Here is a 17828-nt window from a genome sequence, read left to right on the forward strand (position 1 = left end):
CGCGGCGGGCGGCGGCCGCGGCCTGGTCGTCTTCGGCACGCGCCCGCGTTTCTGCGACCTCGCGGTCGGCGCCCGGGACCCGGTCGCCCTGCTCGATGATCGGCCGCTCGTGCACCCGCTTGGGCGCACAGGCCGCGACCAAGACCGCGGCCAGCACGCAGCTAACGATGCGCGCATCCATGTTCCTCGCTCCCATTGCAGTTCCTCGCGCCTGCCCCTCGGGCCGGCAGCCGCGACCGCCGTGGTGCCGCCCGGCTCACAACCCGAAGCGCTTGCGCTCGATGTACTTCTTGATCTTGTGCTGCCCTGCCCACACCTTGAGGTTCGTTTCCAGGTCCACCAGCGTGGCGTCGACCTGGTAGTACACGATCTTCTCGCGCCCCTCCTGGTCCTCGATGGCCTGGAGCTCGCCCTGCAGCATGTAGCGCGCGCCCAGCTCCTGGCCGAGGCGCGCCCGGCTCTCGGCCCGGGCGTGCTCCTGCTGGTCCTCCCGCTCCGCGCGCAGCTCCTCGCGCTCGCCGCCGCCCGCTACCACGCGCACCGCGCCCGAGTTCACGAACGCGCGCTCGAGGTCGGCCACGAAGGTGCCCACCGGGATGTGCTCGAGCGTGCGGTTGCGGAATCGGCCCACGATCACCGCGGGCGCCTGGCCGCCGTGCGCCTCGGTGTAGCGCTGCGCCCAGGCGGCGCTCAGGCTTTGCTCGATCAGCCGGTTCGCCACCAGCCGCGAGTCGGTATCGTTCCAGCGGCCGGAGAGGTCGGTAACGGAGGCCGGGTCGATGCGGGAGACCCGCTTCCCGCAGGCCGGCGCGGCGGCCGCGACCAGGGCGGCGCTCAGGAGTACGGAAGCGGGGCGCGCCAGCGCGCGCGAGGCAGTCATGGGCATCGTCGTCGCCTCCGATCAGGTGAGGTCCGGCTGTTCTACGGCTCTGCTGCCGGCAAGGTTCCAGTGTGATTGACCGCGCCTCCGCGTGCGGGCTATCTTTCCCGGCATGAGGGCCGAGATCACGACCCCCGAGGTGTTGAGCGAGGAGAGCGTCGTCGAGCTGTCGCTCCGGCCGCAGCGGCTGGCCGAGTTCATTGGCCAGCCCAAGGTGAAGGACAGCCTGCGCATCGCGATTGACGCCGCCCTGGCCCGCCGCGAGCCACTGGACCACACGCTGTTCCACGGGCCGCCCGGTCTGGGCAAGACCACGCTCGCCATGCTCATGGCCCGGGAGCTGGGCGTGAACATCAAGACCACGTCCGGCCCGGTGCTCGAGAAGCCCGGCGACCTGGTCGGCATCCTCACCAACCTGCGCGAAGGCGACGTCCTCCTTATTGACGAGATCCACCGGCTGCGCCCCGTCATCGAGGAGTTCCTCTACCCGGCCATGGAGGACTACCGCATCGAGATCCGGCTGTCGGAGGGACCGCGCGCCCAGACCATTGCCATGCCCGTCGAGCGCTTCACGTTGGTGGGCGCGACCACGCGCTTCGGCCTGCTCACCCCGCCCATGCGCGCCCGCTTCGGCATTGTCCAGCGGCTGGGCTACTATCCCACCGAAGAGCTGGTCATCATTGTCGAGCGCAGTGCCGAGATCCTGCTGGTCGAGTGCACGCGCGAGGGCGCGGCCGAGATCGCCAAGCGGGCACGCGGCACGCCCCGCGTCGCCAACCGGCTGCTGCGCCGGGTGCGCGACTACGCCCAGGTCCGCGCCGATGGCGTGATCACCCTCGAGGTCGCGGACGGCGCATTGCAGATGCTGGATGTGGATGAGTACGGGCTGGACGAGATGGATGGCCGCATCCTCAAGACTCTGATCGAGCACTTCGATGGCGGACCCGCCGGGCTCAACACCCTGGCCGTCGCGGTAGGCGAGGACGCGGGCACGCTCGAGGAGGTGTACGAGCCGTTCCTCATCCAGAACGGCTTTCTCATGCGCACGCCGCGCGGCCGCATGGCTACGCCCAGGGCGTTCCGCCGCTTCGGCTACACCCTGCCGCCCTCGCGCTCCGAGGTGCAGCCCGGTCTCTTCGAGGCTTGACGTGGAGGTCGTCCGTCTCACCGCCGCCGACCGCCGCCTGCTCTGCGCGCGCTTTGCCGAGCATGGCAACTCGCAGCGTCGCATGACAAGCGCACTGCACGAGGCGGGTTCGGCCGAGGCGCTCGAGCGGCTGCACGCGCTGCGCCAGCTCGAGTGCCGCTTCAGCATTGATCTCGGCTCGGTCTGCCACCGCTACGAGCGGCGCAATGATGCCGCGACCCACCCTATCGAGCGGATGGTCCTCGGCTACGTCGCCCGTCCCTGGCGGGCGGCCGACGGACGCGAAGAGCTCTGGGTGCTGCTCGACCGGGTGAGGCAACTCCGGGAGCTGATCGAGCAGGGCGAGCTGGTCCGTGACGCGGAGACTTGAGGCGCCGAATTCACCAATGCGGCGCCCCGCCGCGCGCTGTACTTATGAACCCGGCCTCTGACTCCTATCCCACTTCCGCGTTCGATTACGAGCTTCCTCCCGGCCGCATTGCTCAGCACCCGGCGGCCCGGCGCGACGAGAGCCGGCTGCTGGTGCTGGACCGCGCCAGGGGCTCGATCGAACACCGCCGCTTCAGCGATCTGCTCGGGCTCGTGCCCGCTGGCGACGCCCTCATGCTCAACGAGACCCGCGTGTTCCCCGCGCGCCTGGTGGGGCGCAAGCCCACGGGCGCGCCCGCCGAGGTCCTCCTCCTCCGCCCCCTGCCCGCCGCCGTACCCGACAGGGAGACGGCGGGACACGGCGCGGGGACGAGCGGCGAGGTCGCCGCGTCGCCGCGTCTCCCCGTCCCCCCGTCGGGTGGTGGGGTGGACTGGGTGGCCCTGGTCCGTCCCGGCGGCAAGCTCAAGCCCGGCCGCGTGGTCGATATCTCGGACGAGCTGCAGGTTGAGATCCTCGACTCGACTGCCGAAGGAGCCCGCGTCGTGCGGCTGCACACCCCGCTTTCTGTTGACGTCGCACTCGAGCGCTACGGCCGCGTGCCGCTGCCGCCTTATGTCGAGCGCGAGCCCGGGCCCGAGGACGCGGAGCGCTACCAGACGGTGTATGCGGCGGAGCGCGGCTCGGTTGCCGCCCCTACGGCCGGCCTCCATTTTACGCCCGCGCTGCTGGCGGCCCTCGAGGCGAAAGGCGTGCTGCTGGTCCGCCTCGTGCTGCACATTGGCGTGGGCACGTTTCGCCCCGTCGAGGCCGAGGACCCGGCACAGCACCGGATGCACGGCGAGCAGTACACGGTCCCGGCCGCTGCCGCGGCTGCGCTGAACGAGACGCGCGCGCGCGGCGGCGCCCGCTGGGCTGTGGGAACGACGGTCGCGCGCACGCTCGAGACGGTGGCGGACGAGCGCGGATTCGTGCGGCCGGGCAGAGGGTGGACCGACCTGTTCATTCGCCCGCCCTACACCTTCCGGGCGGTGGACCGGCTGCTGACGAACTTCCACTTGCCGCGTTCCACGTTGATCATGCTGGTCGCGGCGTTCGGGGGCTACCAGTCCGTCATGCGCGCCTACCGTGCCGCCGTCGAAGAGGGCTACCGCTTCTACTCGTACGGCGACGCCATGGTGATCTTATGAACGCTTCGGCTGTCATCCCGACCGGAGCGGCGGCCCTGGAAAGGATGTTCGAGTTCGACATTACGGCCGTGGACGGCGCAGCTCGCGCCGGGCGGCTCCACCTGCCGCACGGCGCGGTGCACACGCCGGCCTTCATGCCGGTGGGCACGCAGGCCAGTGTGAAGACGCTGGCGCCGGAAGAGGTCGCGGAGCTGGGCGCGGAGATCCTGCTGTGCAACACCTACCACCTCTTCCTGCGGCCGGGTCACGAGGTGGTGCAGGAGCTGGGCGGGCTGCATACGTTCATGAACTGGCAGCGGCCGGTGCTCACGGATTCCGGCGGCTTCCAGGTCTTCAGCCTGGCCGCGATCAATGAAGTGCGGGACGAGGGTGTGCTCTTCCAGAGCCATATCGATGGGTCGCGCCACCTCTTCACGCCGCAGCGGGTCGTGGACATCCAGATCGCGTTGGGCGCAGACCTGATCATGGCATTCGACGAGTGCCTGCCCGGCCAGTCCGGCCGCGATGTTGCCCTGGAAGCCCACCAGCGCACCCTGCTCTGGCTCGAACGCTGCCGCGCCCGCTTCGCCGAATTGCAGCACGCTGCCCCCACGGCGCAGGCACTGCTGCCCGTCCTCCAGGGCTCGATCTACGGGGATCTGCGCCGCGATGCCGCCCGCCGCGTCCGCGAGCTGGGTGACTGGCGCGGCCTGGCGATCGGCGGCCTTTCGGTGGGAGAGCCGAAGGCCGTCATGTACGAGGTGCTCGAGGGGCTCGAGCCTGAGCTGCCCCCCAGGCTGCCCCGCTACCTGATGGGCGTCGGCTACCCGGATGACCTGCTGCAAGCGATCCGCCGCGGCTACGACCTCTTCGACTGCGTGGCGCCCACGCGCAACGGCCGCAACGGCAGCGCCTGGATCGAGGCCGAAGGACAGATCAACATTAAGGCGCTGCGCTTCCGGACGGACCCCGGGCCGCTGGACCCGGCCTGCGACTGTTACGCCTGCCGCAACTACAGCCGCGCCTACCTGCGCCACCTGTTCGTGGCCGGTGAGGTGCTGGGCCTGCGGCTGCTGTCGCTGCATAACCTGCGCTTCCTGGTCCGGCTCGCCGCGCGCGCGCGCGCCGCCATCGAGGCCGGCACACTGCAGGGTTGGAGCGAGGACTGGCTCGCCCGCTACCATGGCGCGCGCGCCGCCAACGAGGGAGGGACGCCGTGACGCTGAGCATGGCAGTGCTGCTGGTTTCGACCCGGCCCGGCGGGAACACGGGCATGGTGCTGCTCCTCGAGATGCTCGCCATCTTTGCCATCTTCTATTTCCTGCTGATCCGGCCGCAGCGTCAAGCGCAGCGCCGCCACCAGCAGATGCTCAAGGCGCTCAAGCGCGGCGACGAGGTCATGACGGACGGCGGCATCCTGGGCGAGGTCGTGCACATCAAGGAGGATCGTGTAACCATCCGCACGGCGGAGACTACCCGCCTGGTCGTCGCCCGCCCGAAGATCGCGCGCGTGCTCTCGCAGGCGGGAGAAGAGGCGAATCGTTGAGCGTCGCGGCGGGTAATGAAAAGCATGGCCATTCTGTCGATCAGGTATCTGGGCGATCCGCTGCTGCGCCGCACGGCGGAGCCGGTCGCATCTATCGATGACGAAGTCCGTCAGTTGATGGACGATATGCTCGAGACCATGTACGCGGCCGAAGGCGTGGGCCTCGCCGCGCCGCAGGTGGGGCTCAGCCGCCGCATTATCGTGGTGGACGTGCGCCAGGAGAATGTGCCGCCCTTCGGCCTCGTCAACCCCGAGATCCTCGAGACCAGCGCGGACGTGGACCGCGCCGAAGAAGGGTGCCTCAGCGTGCCGGGGCTGCGCGAGATCGTCGAACGACCGGCGCGCGCCACGGTCAGCGCGCTGGACCGGGACGGCGTACCCGTGCGCATCGAGGCACAGGGGCTGCTCGCCCGCGTGCTGCAACACGAGGTCGACCACCTGAACGGTATCCTCTTCCTGGACCGCGTGAGCCCGCTCAAGCGCCAGATGCTGCTCAAGCGGTGGAAGAAGACGCGGCCCGTGGTGTGAGCGCCGATCCCGATCCCGGCACCGGGATCGGTATCGGGATCGGTATCGGGATCGGAGGGCACGTTACGAGAGGGGTCCGGAGGTCGACGTCGTGCGTATCCTCTTCTGGGGCACACCGGAGTTCGCGCTGCCCGCGCTGCGCGCGCTGCTGGACGAGCAGCATGATGTGGTCGGCGTGGTCACGCAGCCGGACCGGCCGGCAGGGCGGGGAAGGATGCTGCAGCCGCCGCCACTCAAGACCTTTGCCCTGGCCGAGGCGATCCCCGTCTTGCAACCCGAGCGGGCCCGTGGCCCCGAGTTCCTCGAGAGCCTCGCCCGCCTCGCGCCGGAAATATCCATTGTGGTCGCCTACGGTCAGATCCTGAAGCGCGAGTTGCTCGAATTGCCGCCCCTCGGCTCGCTCAACCTGCACGCCTCGCTCCTCCCCGAGCTGCGCGGCGCCGCGCCCATCCACTGGGCCATCATGCGAGGCCACCGGCAGACCGGTATCACCATCATGCGCATGGTCGAGCGCATGGATGCCGGGCCGGTGCTCTTCCAGGTCAGTGAGCCCATCGGCCCACAAGAGACGGCCAGCGAGCTGGCTGCGCGCCTCAGCGAAATCGGCGCAGAAGCGCTTGTCGATGCGCTGGCGCTCCTGGAGGCGGGCGAGCTCAGGGAACTCGAGCAGGAGGAATCCCGGGCCAGCTATGCGCCGCGCCTGACCCGCGAGGACGCGCGCGTGGACTGGACGGCGGACGCCGAGGGCGTGGCCCGCCGCATCCGCGGCCTGGACGAAGAGCCCGGCGCCTGGACCATGCTCGGCGAGGCGGAACTGAAGCTGTACCGTCCCCGCCCGGTGCCGGCGCGGCCCGGCGATGCCCAGCCCGGCGCAGTGCTGGAAGTGGTGCCACACGACGTCGCGGCCGGCATGCTGGTGGCCTGCGGCAGCGGCGCCGTCTGGGTACGGGAAGTGAAGCCCGGCGGCAAACGCCGGATGACCACGGCAGAGTGGCTGCGGGGCCGGGGGGCTGCCGTGGGGGATCGGTTGACGTGACGCGGCCCAGGCTGCCCCGCCTGCACCTCGTGACGGATGCGTCCGTCGTCCGGGCGCCGGACTTCCTCCGGCATGCCGAGGGGCTCCTGGCTGCGCACGGACCGGCCATCGCGCTGCACCTGCGCGCCCATGGCCTTCGAGGAGGGGAGCTCTGCCGCCTGGGCGTAAGACTTGCCGCCGCGTCCCGCGCCGCCGCAGCCCTGTTCCTGGTCAATGACCGCGTGGATGTCTGCCAGGCTGTCCGCGCCCATGGCGTGCAGCTCGGCCGTCGCTCGATCCCGCTGCCCGCGGCGCGCAAACTGCTGGGGGACCCTGCCTGGATCGGCTACTCGGCCCACGCGGCCGAGGAGGCGCACCAGATGGCGGAAGACGCGGACTTCTTGATGGTGGGCAGCGTGTACCCGTCCGCGTCACACGGCGGCGCACCTGCCGCCGGGCCGGAGCTCGTCGCAGCCGTCTGCCGGCGAGTCGGCCGGCCCGTGCTCGCCATCGGCGGCATCACACCCGACCGGGCAGCCGATGTGCTCGCCGCCGGTGCCTGCGGCGTCGCCGTGCTGGGCGGCGTGTGGCGCGCCGTTGACCCGGTCGCGGCCGCCGGCGAATTCCTCGCGGCGCTGGACATTGCACCCGCGTCCCGGAGGCTGACACCTCAACCGATGGCTAAGTGGTCGAGTTCGCAAATACGCCCACGCACCGAGGGCGTATCTGTGGATTCGACCACTAAGGCGTAGCATCCGTTCCCGAACCGGAAATGCCCGATGGAATCCACAGTCGCAAGCTTCCAGATTCTGCTGAACGGCGAGCCGCGCGACGTGCCGGCCGGCCGCACGGTGGCTGGCCTGCTGGCGGAGTTGGGGCTCGACCCCCGGCTCGTCGTCGTCGAGTACAACCGTGAGATCTTGGATCGCACGCGCTTCGAGAAGACCGAGCTGCGCGCCGGGGATATCCTCGAGCTCGTGCACTTCGTGGGTGGGGGGTGAGTCATGAGCACGGTCACGATAGAAGCGGCCATCCGCGACGAGCCGCTGGTCATTGCCGGCCGCGCGTTCGGCTCGCGGCTGATTGTCGGGACGGGGAAGTACCGGGACAACCCGACCATGATTCGGGCCATCGAGGCATCCGGCGCCGAGATGGTGACGGTCGCCGTGCGGCGCATTGACCTGGATCGCACCCGCCAGGAGGGCATCCTCTACCACCTCGATCCGTCCCGCATTTTCCTCCTGCCCAACACGGCCGGCTGCTACACCGCCGAGGACGCCGTCCGCTATGCCCGGCTGGCGCGCGCCGCTGGCCTCAACGACTGGGTCAAGCTCGAAGTTATCGGCGACGAGCGGACGCTCCTGCCCGATGCGGCTGCCACGCTCGAAGCGGCACGGCAATTAGTGGCCGAGGGCTTCCATGTGCTGGCCTACACCAACGAAGACGTGGTCAGCGCGCTGCGCCTCGAGCAGGCGGGGTGCGCGGCCGTCATGCCGCTGGCCAGTCCCATTGGCAGTGGGCTGGGACTGGTCAACCCCTACTACATCCGGGAGATCAAGCGCCGGCTGACCGTGCCCGTGATCGTGGATGCGGGCGTGGGCACGGCGTCCGATGCCTGTGTGACCATGGAGCAGGGCGTGGATGGCGTGTTGATGAACACCGCGCTGGCCGAGGCGCAGGACCCTGTGCGTATGGCCCTCGCCATGAAGCTGGCCATCGAGGCCGGCAGGCTCGCCTACCGCGCCGGGCGGATGCCACGCCGCGAGGTTGCCGTTCCCTCGTCGCCCGGGATGGGCATGTTGGGTTGACAGCCACCCCAGCCCGGCGAGCAGCCCTGCAGGCGCTGCGGGAGGTGCGGCGCGGCGAGCTGGCCGACCGCGCCCTGCTGCGGCTGCTCGAGGACGTGCCGCCGCGGGAACGGGCCTTCACGCACGAGCTGGTCTACGGCACGCTGCGCTGGCGCGGCCGGCTGGACCACCTGCTGGCGCAACTGGTGCGGCGGCGCCTCGAGGCGCTCGAGCCGGACCTGCTGGATATATTGCGGCTGGGCGCCTATCAGCTCCTCGAGCTGGGGGGCGTACCGGCCTATGCTGCCGTCTCCGAAGCCGTCGAGCTGGCCAGGGCCGCCGGTGGGCGGGGCGCCGCCGGGCTGGCCAACGCCGTGCTGCAGAACCTGCGGCGAAAAGGCGCCCGGCTTGGCTTCCCGGACGCGGCGCGCGATCCGGTCGGCTGGCTGGCCGCCTGGGGCTCGCACCCGCGCTGGCTCGTCGAGCGCTGGATCGGCCGCTTTGGTGCCGAAGCTGCTCGCGAGCTGATCGAGGCGAACAACCGGCGGCCGGAGGTCTACCTGCGGCCGATCGGCCTGGCGCCGCAGGAGGCGGCCGCGCGACTGGGCGAGGCCGGATTGAACGCCGAGCCTGTGCCCCGGGCGCCCGATGCGCTGCTACTGCTGCCTCCGGCGACGGCCGCCCAGGCGCTCGCCGTCGTGCCTGCCGTGGTACAGGATCCGGCTGCCGCACTGGTCGTGCGCTATGCCGCGCTGCCGCCGCGCGCCCGGATCGCCGACCTGTGTGCGGCGCCCGGCGGGAAGGCGCTAGGGCTGGCGGCGCCGGCGGCTGCGCCGCCGCATGCCCCAGCGCCCTACGTCGTGGCCGCGGATGTCTCGCCCGAGCGGCTGGGCAGGCTGCGCCAGAACCTGGCACGGCTGCCGGGCCTCCACATGAGCCTGGTGGCCGCGGACGCCCGCCGCCCGCCGTTCCGCCCGCTCGAAGCTGTGCTGCTCGATGTGCCCTGCACCGGGACGGGCACGTTGCGGCGCCATCCGGACGGGAAGTGGCGGGTGCAGCCGGCGGACCTGGCAGCGCTCGCCGCGCTGCAGCTCGAGATCCTGGAAGCCGCGGCGGCCGCGGTCGCGCCGGGCGGAGTGCTGGTGTACTCGACGTGTTCCCTGGAAGTGGAAGAGAACGAGCAACAGGTGGACGCCTTCCTGGTCAGGCACCCGGAATTTCGGCTGGCGCCGCCGCTCCCTGGCACCGTGCCCGGAGAGCTGCTGGATCCAGCGGGCCGGCTGCTGGTTTGGCCGCCCCTTCTGAATGGCGACGGCGCGTTCGCCGCCCGCCTCGAGCGCCGCGGCTGAGCGCTATGCTGGGCGATTCGCTGCGCCGCAGGCAGCGGGCGCTGGTCCGCAAGTCGCGACGGCTGCGCATCCGCTGGGGGCGTTGGGGCGCCACCGGCATCGGCTTGCTGGCCTTCAGCTTCGTGATCGGCTACGCTCTTGCCGTGTTCGTGCTCTTCCCGCCGGCGCCCGACCCCCGCGGCGGCGCGGTCCCGGTCCCCGAACTGACGGGAAAGAACCTGGTCGAGGCGCATCGGGAACTGCGCTCGAGGCGCCTCGAGTTGGGCAGCCCGCTCGAGCTGCCCAACGCCCTCGAGCCGGAAGGCGTCGTCATCGCTCAGGCGCCCTTGCCCGGCCAGCGGCTCTACGTGGGCGCAGTGGTGCGCGTGGCTGTGAGCAGCGGCCGGCCCCGGGCACGCGTGCCGGACCTGGCCGGCTTCGAGGCTGGATTCGTCGAGGGACTGTTGACTCGCCTGGGATTCCAGGTCTCGCGCCGCAGCGAGCCGAACCGCGGGCCTGCCGGCCTGGTGACCCGGATCGAGCCGCCGCCAGGCACCGAGCTCGAGCTGCCCGCCCCCGTCGTGCTGTATGTCGGCACGGGGTTCGGGACGGCGGCGCCCGCGGACAGTGCTGCGCCGCCCCCGGCCGACACCGCTGCCCGGGCGCCGCCAGTGCGACCCTAGCGGCCAGGCCGGCTGGCGGAACAATCGACGGCCGCGCTGCTACTAGTGGCTTGGGATGCAGCCGCAGTCGAATGCCACCGGAATTTCGGTGACGAGCCACTAAATTTCACCACGGAGCGCGCCGACTAAAACATGGGGCGCGCAGGGGCCGCGCTCTACCGGCCGGCGGCAGAAGCGCCTGCAGACCACGTTGTCATCGACCGGAGCGGCCCGGAGGGCCGGGGAACCGCGCAGGAGGCAAAACCAGAGGTGAGCGAACGCGTGCGGAGCTGGCTTCTTGCCGGCGTTACGACGGCTGTGCTGGTGGTGCTGATCGCGGTCGGGTGGAAGCAGCGCGACCGCTTCGCGCCCCTCGAGCTGGGCAGCCGTGCGCCCCAGTTCACGGCCGCCTCGCTGGCCGGTGGCGCCGCTTCGCTTGAGGACTTCGAGGGCCGCGTCGTCGTGCTCAACTTCTGGGCTACCTGGTGTGCGCCCTGCCGCCGCGAGATGCCTGCGCTGGAACGGCTGTACCAGGAGCTGCAGCCGCAGGGGCTCGAGGTCGTGGCCATCAGCGTGGACGCCGTGCCCGGCCAGCTCGATGGCCTGGCCCGCCCGGGCGGCGACGTACGAGCGTTCGTCGCGGAGCTGGGGCTCAGCTTCCCCGTGCTCCTCGACCCCCAGGGCGAAGTCGAGCGCCGCTACGGCGTGACGGGGCTGCCCACCACCTTCGTCATTGACCGTACGGGCCGTGTCCATCGGAAGGTGCTCGGCCCGGCCGAGTGGGACCAGGCACCCTGGTCCGACCTGATCCGGAATCTGCTGCAGAGCTGAGCCGTGCGGCTGATCCCGGCACTGACCCGCAACTGGGCGCTCAAGCTCACCGCCCTCGGCCTCGCCCTCCTCCTCTGGAGCGTGACCAAGGCGGATGCGCCCACGCGCTTCGCCTTCGCGGATGTCGAGCTGGCCGTCTCGCTGCGCGATCCCGGCTGGATGCTGGCTGCGCCGCCCTTCCCCGAGAGCGTCACCGTGGTCCTCTCCGGCCCGGCCCGCGAGCTGCTCGGCATTGCCGTCGAGAAGCCGCGCGTCATTGTTCCCATCGAAGAGGTCCGCGATTCCGCCGAGATCCGCCAGATCCGCTACGGCTGGGTCGACCTGCCCGGCCGCTACGAGAAGACGCGGGTGGAAGATGTGCGGCCTGGTTCCGTGCGCCTGCTGTTCGAGCGCCTTTCGACGCGGCTGGTCCCCGTCAGCCTGCCCGTCCGCGGGCAGCCGCCAACCGGCCTGGTGCTCGCCGCCCCCGTGCGCCTCGAGCCGCCCGCCGTCCGCGTGACGGGCCCCGCCCGCCTGGTGGATGCGCTGGATTCAATGCGCCTGCCGCCCCAGGACCTGGGCGCCATCACCGCCCCCGGCCGCATCACCGTGCGCATTGACACCACTGGCCTGGGCGACCTGATTGTCGCGCCGCGCGCGGTCAGCCTGATCGTCCCCCTGGCCCGCCAATGACGCAGCCGCTGATCCTGGGCATCGAAACCTCCTGCGACGAGACCTCTGCCGCCGTGCTGCGCGGCGAGCAGGAGCTGCTGGGGCATGTCATCCTCTCGCAGGACGTGCACAAACTCTACGGTGGAGTGGTGCCCGAGCTCGCCTCCCGCGCACACCTTCAGGTGCTGGACAAGGTCGTGGACGGGGCGCTGCGCGAGGCCCGCCTCGAGCTGGGCGACGTCGCCGTATTCGCCGCCACGGCCGGGCCGGGCCTGATCGGCGCACTGCTGGTCGGCCTTACCTGGGCCAAGGCGGCAGCCTACGCCGCTGCCCGGCCGCTCGTCGCCGTGCACCACATGGAAGCGCACCTGTTCGCGACGGCACTCGAGCAGCCGGCGGCACAGCCGCCCTTCGTGGGACTCCTGGTCTCCGGCGGCCACACACTGCTGCTCTGGGTTCCGGAGTGGGGTCGCTACCGCCTGCTGGGGCAGACGCGCGACGACGCGGCCGGCGAGGCCTTCGACAAAGTGGCCAAGATCCTGGGCCTCGAATTCCCGGGCGGCCCGGTCATCGAGGAGCTGGCCCGGGAGGGCGACGCTGCAGCCCACGCCTTTCCGCGGCCCATGCTCTCGCGCACGCAAAAGCCCGGCGACCCCGACTACTACGACTTCTCCTTTAGTGGGTTGAAGACCGCTGTCGCCACGCGCGTGCGGGAGCTCGAGGCAGAGGGGCGTCTGGCCGTGGAGGTCGCCAACCTGGCAGCCTCGTTCCAGGCTGCGGTGGTCGAGGTGCTGGTCGGGAAAACCTTGCGCGCGGTCCACGCCACCGCCTGCCGTCGCGTGCTGATCGGCGGGGGCGTTGCCGCCAGCCGAGCGCTGCGCGCAGCCATCGCGGAGCCACTCGGCCCGACCGGCGAGCTCTTCTACCCTTCTGCGCGGCTCGCTACGGATAACGGCGCCATGGTCGCGCGCGCCGGACTCTTCCACTACCTGCGCGGGGACATTGCCCCGCTCGACGTGACGGCGCAGGCAGACCTGCCTTTTCCGGGGCTGGAGGCATGACACCATGCTGACCCTGCTCCACATCTCGGACCTGCACTTCGGCCCCGCCTATGTACCGGCGGCGGGCGCCGCCTTGCTGCGCGCCGCCGCCGAGCTGCAGCCGGACGTGATCGTGGCCAGCGGCGATTTCACGCAGCGCGCCAGGCGCGAGCAGTTCCAGGCGGCGCGTCGCTTCCTGGACGGGTTGCCGGCCGTGCCCACGGTGGTCGTGCCGGGCAACCACGATGTCCCGCTCTACCGCGTCGCCGAACGGCTGTTCCGGCCCTATGCCCTTTACCGCGAGTACATTTCTGACCAACTCGAAGGCGTCCTGCGCCGTCCGGATGTCGTCATGGTCGCGCTCAACTCGACCAGTCCGCTGCGCGCCCTGGTCAATGGGCGCATCCGCAAGGCGCAGCTCGAGTTGTGCCAGGCTGCGCTGCGCTCCGCGCCGCCCGGCGCCGCCCGCCTGGTCGTGGCGCACCACCACTTCGCGCCCGCCCCCGACTACGAGGGCAGCCAGGTCATGCCGGGGGCCCGGGAGGCGCTGGACCTGTTCACGTCGCTGCGCGTGGATGTGGTGTTGGGTGGACACCTGCACCGCGCCTACATTGGCAACTCGCTGGACGTGTACCCCGGCAAGGATCGCGAGCACGGTATTATCATAGTGCAGGCCGGCACCAGCACCTCGCGGCGCGGCCGGGCCCGCGAGCGGGAGAAGAACTCGTTCAACCTGCTGCGGGTCGCCGAGGAGGTGATCCGCATCACGCACTACATGTATTTCGACGACCTGGACGGCTTCGCCGCGGTCAGCCGTCACATCTTTCCCCGCGCAGCGCGCCAGTTCTTCCGCGAGACGCGCGTCGGCGCCGCGACGCAGGATCCGCTGCCCGCGGCGTTGTCCGCCGATCGGCCCGGTGCGGGCGTGGCCGGATCGGGCGCAGTGGGATGAACAGGGGCGGGCATGCGGGCTGCGCACGGCCCTGCCCGGGGCGGCCGAGCCGCCCGAGCGGAGTCCTGCCGGCTGCACTGCTGCTCGCGCTGCTGCCGGCCGGCGCAGCGGCCCAGCAGCCGGACAGCAGCCGGGCGGAAGTGCTGAGCCTGCGCTTCCGGGGCGCCGCGGCCTTCGATCACGACCTGCTGCGCGCGGCCATTGCCACCAGTGCAGGCCACTGCGCCAACCCCCTCCTGGTGCCGCTCTGCTGGTTTGGCATCGGCGTCCAGCGCGAGCAGGCTGACGACGCCTTGCTCCGCGCCGATGCGCTGCGCCTGCGGCTCTACTACTACCAGCGCGGCTACCGGCAGGCACGCGTCGAGGTGAGCAGCCGCCGTGAGGACGGCGGCAGCCAGGTGGTATTCCACGTCGACGAGGGGCATCCGGTGCGCGTCGTCGCCTTCGAGATCGTGGGCCAAGCGCCGCTCCCGCCCGAGGTGACGCGACGCCTGCCGCTCGAGCCCGGGCAGCCGCTGGACCTGCTCCGCTACGAGGCGGCCCGCGATTCCATCCTCGCCCGGCTGCGCAACCGGGGCTACCCGCGCGCCGAGGTCCTGGCCAGCTATTTCATACCGGAGGGCTCGCCCTATGAGGCGCAGGTCCGCTTCGACGTGATTCCCGGCTCGCTCGCGCGCTTTGGCGCCATTGAGGTGATCGGCGCCGAGCGCGTATCGAGCACCGTGGTCCGCCGCCTGGTCGCCTTCCAGCCGGGCGACCTGTACAGTCAGGAAGAGCTGCTGCGCAGCCAGCGCAACCTCTACGGCCTGGACATCTTCAAGCACGCGGAGATCCGCGTGGCACTGGATGCCGAGACGGACAGCGTGACGCCCGTCACGGTGCAGGTGAACGAGGGGGACGTCTACCGCGTGCGCCTGGGCGCGGGACTCAGCACCTCGGACTGCGCCAACGCCGAGAGCCGCTGGACCAGCCGCAACTTCCTGGGTGGCGCCCGCCGGCTCGAGCTGCGCAGCCAGGTCTCGAATGTGCTGGCCGGCCCACTGGGCAGCTTCCCCTGCCTGCAGACCGGCGGCGGCATCTACAGCAAGCTGACCGGCTCGCTCGCCGCCGACTTCGTCCAGCCCTGGTTCTTCAGCCCGCGCAGCAGCCTGGGAGCCGGGCTCTTCCTCGAGCGGCGCAGTGTGCCCGGCCTCTTTGTACGCACGGCCCGGGGCGGATACCTCTCTGCGACCCGCACGCTCAGCGAGCGCACTGCCCTGACGCTCGCCTACCGGCCGGAGCTCACGGAGCTGATCGCCGAGGGCGACCGCATCTTCTGCGTCAGCTTCGTGGTCTGCGAAACCGGCGACATCGAAGTGCTGCGCGACCCGCACTGGCTCGTGCCGCTGATCTTGTCCCTGGCCCGCGACCGCTCGAACTCGCTCTTCGCGCCCACGCGCGGCTATGTCTTAAGGCTGGACGCCGAGCACGCCTCTGCCGCGACCGGCTCGGATTTCGCCTACAACCGCGTGGCTGCGGACCTGAGCTCCTACCGCGGCCTGGGGGCTGGCGTGGTCGTTGCATCTCGACTGCGCCCCGGGTGGGCCTGGGCGACGGGCGAGCCCGCCCAGGGGCGTGGCCTCGGACTGCACCCGCAGAGGCGATTCTTTGCCGGCGGGCCCAACAGCGTGCGCGGCTTCGCGCAGTACCGGCTCGGGCCCAAGGTGCTGACCGTGGACGCCGCCCGCGTGTTGGCGCAGCCGGACACTGCCGGTGGCGCCGGCTGCACGGCGCAGCAGATCAATTCGGGGGAGTGCGACGCGCAGCCGCTGGCGACTCGCTCGCCCGAGCGTTTCGATGTCCGCCCCGTAGGCGGCGCCGCCGTGCTCGAGGGGAGCCTCGAGCTGCGCTTCCCGCTGCTGGGGGACCGGCTGCGCGGCGCTACGTTCCTGGATTTCGGGCAGGCCTGGAGCGAGACGGGTAGCATGAACGTCAAGGAGCTGGTGTGGACGCCCGGGTTCGGCTTCCGCTACTTCAGCCCGGTCGGCCCCATCCGCGTGGACCTGGGCTACAACTCCCAGGGCGCCGATCGCCTGGCCGTCCTGACCACCGAGGTGTGCGCGCGCACGGAGGACGGGAGCGGCTGTGACCCCATCATCCCGGGCAGGCCCTACGATCCGGCCATGCTGCGGAACACCAACCGGCTCCTTCCGCTGCGCGAGCTGGTGGCCTGGAACCCGCGCGACTCCTTCCTGGACCGGCTGCAGCTCCACCTTTCTATCGGGCAGGCGTTCTGAATGGGCCGCGCCGCCCGCATCACCCGGTACCTGCTGATCGGCCTGCTCGCCGGCCTCGCCCTGATGGCCGGCGTATTGTTCCTGCTCACCCGCACTGAGTTCGGCATCGAGCGGGTCCGCCTCTTCGCCACCGGCTGGCTCGCCGACCGGATCGAGGGGGAACTGCGCATCGGCCGGGTCACGAGCGGCGGGCTGCTGGCAGGCGCCATGCTGCACGACGTGGCCATTGATGACCCGCGGGGCCGGCCGTTCCTGCGCGCCGACAGTGCGCGCCTGGCCTACAACTGGCGCACGCTCGCCGGCGGCCGCATTGTCTTTGGCGGACTCACGCTCTACCGCCCCCAGCTCTCCATCGAGAAGCTCCCCGGCGATACTGCCTGGAACTACGAGTACATCTTCCCCGATACCACGCCCAAAGAGGAAGGGCTGGCCGGGAACCGGCTGATCCTGATCCAGCGCGCGCGGGTCATCGATGGCCAGCTCGTCGTGCGCTTCCCCTTCCAGCCCGCCGCTCCCATCCAGCCGGACGACACTGCCCGGCTGCTGCTCGAGCCCGCGGCGGGCGGCGTGGTCCGCGTGCTCCGCTTCGAGCGGCTTCACGCCCGTGTGCCTCGCGTGCTCTGGGAGTCACCCCTCGAGGAGGGGCAGCTCTTGCGCTTCACCTCGCTTTCCGGGCGCGGCTACCTCTACCAGGACCCCTTCGAGGTGCGCGACGCGCGCGGCGCCGTCACCGTGCGCGACTCGCTCGTCTCCTTCGACCTGGCCCGCGTTCAGTCGGGCGACACCCGCGCCCAGATTGTGGGCCGCGTGATCCTGGGCGAGAAGCGGTGGCGCTACGACATCCGCATCGACAGTGATCGGCTCCGCTCCCGAGACCTGCACTGGCTCCACCCCCGGCTGCCGGACAACGCGGCCGGGCGGCTGGTCTTCCGCATCCAGAGTCAGGAGCCCGCCGGCACGCTCTGGCTGGTCAGCGACGCACAGCTCCGTGCGCCCAGCACCCGGATCGCGGGCAGCTTCGGCATTATCACGGGCGACACCCTCTACTTCACCCGCGTCAACCTGCGCGCCTCGCCGCTGAACCTGCAGTTTCTCAAGCAGGTGCTGCCCGGCGAGCTGCCCGTGGACGGACTGCTGGTCGGCACCGTGGAAGTCGAGGGGCCGGTATCCTCCCTCACCACCCAGGGTGAGCTACGCCTCGCCAGCCGCAAGCCGGCGCCGTCTCTTTCCGCACTGAGCTGGAGCGGAACCGTGGACCTGCGGCCCCCCTTCGCTGTGCAGGGGCTGCGCGCCGAGCTGCGCAAGCTGGATCTGGCCCTCTTCGCCGCACTGCGACCCGAGCTCCGCCTGGGCGGCAGCATCACGGGCCGCATCGAGGCGACGGGGCGACTCGATCAAAGCCTGCGCTTCGCCGCCGCACTCCAGCACCAGCGCGCCGGCGCGCCCGCGTCTCAGCTCGAAGGCCGCGGTGCACTCCAGAGGGGCGCTGACCGCACCGTGGACGCCCGCTTCGACGCTCGTCCGCTGGCGCTGGATGCCCTCGCCGCCACCTTCCCCCAACTCGGTCGGGTCACCGGCGAATTGCACGGGCCCGTCACCATCCAGGGGCCGCTCCACGACCTGGCCGTCAAGGCGGAGGTGGCCACGCC

At 71.1% G+C, this 17828-nt stretch carries 20 protein-coding genes; 18 read left to right on the plus strand and 2 right to left on the minus strand.

The features are described 5' to 3' along the window. Together HY703_12130 and HY703_12135 are read right to left on the minus strand one after the other, a co-directional pair. A partial coding sequence (locus HY703_12130; protein ID MBI4545938.1) for a hypothetical protein occupies positions 1-181 on the minus strand: 181 nt, incomplete at its 3' end. Between the two features lie 75 nt (positions 182-256). Beyond that, complete coding sequence (locus HY703_12135) at positions 257-880, minus strand: penicillin-binding protein activator LpoB (GenBank protein MBI4545939.1); 624 nt, start codon at positions 878-880, stop codon at positions 257-259. A 112-nt stretch (positions 881-992) separates the two neighbouring features. On the opposite strand from HY703_12135, the gene ruvB reads away from it, so the two are divergent. The 18 genes from ruvB to HY703_12225 form a co-directional block, all read left to right on the plus strand. Next, positions 993-2027, plus strand: a complete 1035-nt coding sequence (gene ruvB, locus HY703_12140; protein MBI4545940.1) for a Holliday junction branch migration DNA helicase RuvB — start codon at positions 993-995, stop codon at positions 2025-2027. Between the two features lies 1 nt (position 2028). After that, entirely contained in the window at positions 2029-2397 is a 369-nt protein-coding gene (locus tag HY703_12145; protein MBI4545941.1) for a hypothetical protein, read from the plus strand. Positions 2398-2441: 44 nt separating this feature from the next. After that, on the plus strand, positions 2442-3584 hold the full coding sequence (gene queA / locus HY703_12150; GenBank protein MBI4545942.1) for a tRNA preQ1(34) S-adenosylmethionine ribosyltransferase-isomerase QueA: 1143 nt from the start codon (positions 2442-2444) through the stop codon (positions 3582-3584). Between the two features lie 44 nt (positions 3585-3628). Beyond that, entirely contained in the window at positions 3629-4783 is a 1155-nt protein-coding gene (tgt, locus tag HY703_12155) for a tRNA guanosine(34) transglycosylase Tgt (GenBank protein MBI4545943.1), read from the plus strand. Positions 4784-4836: 53 nt separating this feature from the next. Continuing rightward, positions 4837-5109: a preprotein translocase subunit YajC gene (gene yajC, locus HY703_12160; GenBank protein MBI4545944.1), complete on the plus strand. Its 273-nt coding sequence runs from the start codon at positions 4837-4839 to the stop codon at positions 5107-5109. 24 nt (positions 5110-5133) lie between these two features. Continuing rightward, a complete protein-coding gene (def, locus tag HY703_12165) occupies positions 5134-5637 on the plus strand; it encodes a peptide deformylase (protein ID MBI4545945.1) in 504 nt (167 codons plus the stop codon). A 91-nt stretch (positions 5638-5728) separates the two neighbouring features. After that, on the plus strand, positions 5729-6673 hold the full coding sequence (locus HY703_12170; GenBank protein MBI4545946.1) for a methionyl-tRNA formyltransferase: 945 nt from the start codon (positions 5729-5731) through the stop codon (positions 6671-6673). Next, a complete protein-coding gene (locus HY703_12175) occupies positions 6670-7404 on the plus strand; it encodes a thiamine phosphate synthase (GenBank protein MBI4545947.1) in 735 nt (244 codons plus the stop codon). The genes HY703_12170 and HY703_12175 overlap by 4 nt, the downstream gene beginning before the upstream one ends. Positions 7405-7431: 27 nt before the next feature. Further along, positions 7432-7653 (plus strand): sulfur carrier protein ThiS, encoded by a 222-nt coding sequence (gene thiS / locus HY703_12180; GenBank protein MBI4545948.1) that lies wholly within the window; start codon positions 7432-7434, stop codon positions 7651-7653. 3 nt (positions 7654-7656) lie between these two features. Continuing rightward, positions 7657-8460, plus strand: a complete 804-nt coding sequence (locus HY703_12185) for a thiazole synthase (protein MBI4545949.1) — start codon at positions 7657-7659, stop codon at positions 8458-8460. Further along, positions 8457-9788: a 16S rRNA (cytosine(967)-C(5))-methyltransferase RsmB gene (gene rsmB / locus HY703_12190; GenBank protein ID MBI4545950.1), complete on the plus strand. Its 1332-nt coding sequence runs from the start codon at positions 8457-8459 to the stop codon at positions 9786-9788. The genes HY703_12185 and rsmB overlap by 4 nt, the downstream gene beginning before the upstream one ends. A 5-nt stretch (positions 9789-9793) precedes the next feature. Next, the gene (locus HY703_12195) at positions 9794-10450 is read left to right on the plus strand and encodes a PASTA domain-containing protein (GenBank protein ID MBI4545951.1); all 657 of its coding nucleotides are present in this window, start codon (positions 9794-9796) and stop codon (positions 10448-10450) included. Between the two features lie 249 nt (positions 10451-10699). Then, positions 10700-11260 (plus strand): TlpA family protein disulfide reductase, encoded by a 561-nt coding sequence (locus tag HY703_12200; GenBank protein ID MBI4545952.1) that lies wholly within the window; start codon positions 10700-10702, stop codon positions 11258-11260. Positions 11261-11263: 3 nt separating this feature from the next. Next, entirely contained in the window at positions 11264-11932 is a 669-nt protein-coding gene (locus HY703_12205) for a YbbR-like domain-containing protein (protein ID MBI4545953.1), read from the plus strand. Continuing rightward, positions 11929-12972, plus strand: coding sequence for a tRNA (adenosine(37)-N6)-threonylcarbamoyltransferase complex transferase subunit TsaD (gene tsaD / locus HY703_12210; GenBank protein ID MBI4545954.1), 1044 nt, complete (start codon positions 11929-11931; stop codon positions 12970-12972). The genes HY703_12205 and tsaD overlap by 4 nt, the downstream gene beginning before the upstream one ends. A gap of 4 nt (positions 12973-12976) precedes the next feature. Beyond that, positions 12977-13903: a metallophosphoesterase gene (locus HY703_12215; GenBank protein ID MBI4545955.1), complete on the plus strand. Its 927-nt coding sequence runs from the start codon at positions 12977-12979 to the stop codon at positions 13901-13903. Continuing rightward, positions 13900-16179: a BamA/TamA family outer membrane protein gene (locus HY703_12220; GenBank protein ID MBI4545956.1), complete on the plus strand. Its 2280-nt coding sequence runs from the start codon at positions 13900-13902 to the stop codon at positions 16177-16179. The genes HY703_12215 and HY703_12220 overlap by 4 nt, the downstream gene beginning before the upstream one ends. Next, a partial coding sequence (locus HY703_12225; GenBank protein MBI4545957.1) for a hypothetical protein occupies positions 16180-17828 on the plus strand: 1649 nt, incomplete at its 3' end.

The organism is Gemmatimonadota bacterium, assembly GCA_016209965.1.
Lineage (GTDB): Bacteria > Gemmatimonadota > Gemmatimonadetes > Longimicrobiales > RSA9 > JACQVE01.

Coding starts and splice junctions, on each gene's coding strand:
- HY703_12135 (MBI4545939.1), bottom strand. CDS start 880: ATGACTGCCTCGCGCGCGCTGGCGCGCCCCGCTTCCGTACTCCTGAGC.
- ruvB (MBI4545940.1), top strand. CDS start 993: ATGAGGGCCGAGATCACGACCCCCGAGGTGTTGAGCGAGGAGAGCGTC.
- queA (MBI4545942.1), top strand. CDS start 2,442: ATGAACCCGGCCTCTGACTCCTATCCCACTTCCGCGTTCGATTACGAG.
- tgt (MBI4545943.1), top strand. CDS start 3,629: ATGTTCGAGTTCGACATTACGGCCGTGGACGGCGCAGCTCGCGCCGGG.
- yajC (MBI4545944.1), top strand. CDS start 4,837: ATGGTGCTGCTCCTCGAGATGCTCGCCATCTTTGCCATCTTCTATTTC.
- def (MBI4545945.1), top strand. CDS start 5,134: ATGGCCATTCTGTCGATCAGGTATCTGGGCGATCCGCTGCTGCGCCGC.
- thiS (MBI4545948.1), top strand. CDS start 7,432: ATGGAATCCACAGTCGCAAGCTTCCAGATTCTGCTGAACGGCGAGCCG.
- HY703_12185 (MBI4545949.1), top strand. CDS start 7,657: ATGAGCACGGTCACGATAGAAGCGGCCATCCGCGACGAGCCGCTGGTC.
- HY703_12195 (MBI4545951.1), top strand. CDS start 9,794: ATGCTGGGCGATTCGCTGCGCCGCAGGCAGCGGGCGCTGGTCCGCAAG.
- tsaD (MBI4545954.1), top strand. CDS start 11,929: ATGACGCAGCCGCTGATCCTGGGCATCGAAACCTCCTGCGACGAGACC.
- HY703_12215 (MBI4545955.1), top strand. CDS start 12,977: ATGCTGACCCTGCTCCACATCTCGGACCTGCACTTCGGCCCCGCCTAT.
- HY703_12220 (MBI4545956.1), top strand. CDS start 13,900: ATGAACAGGGGCGGGCATGCGGGCTGCGCACGGCCCTGCCCGGGGCGG.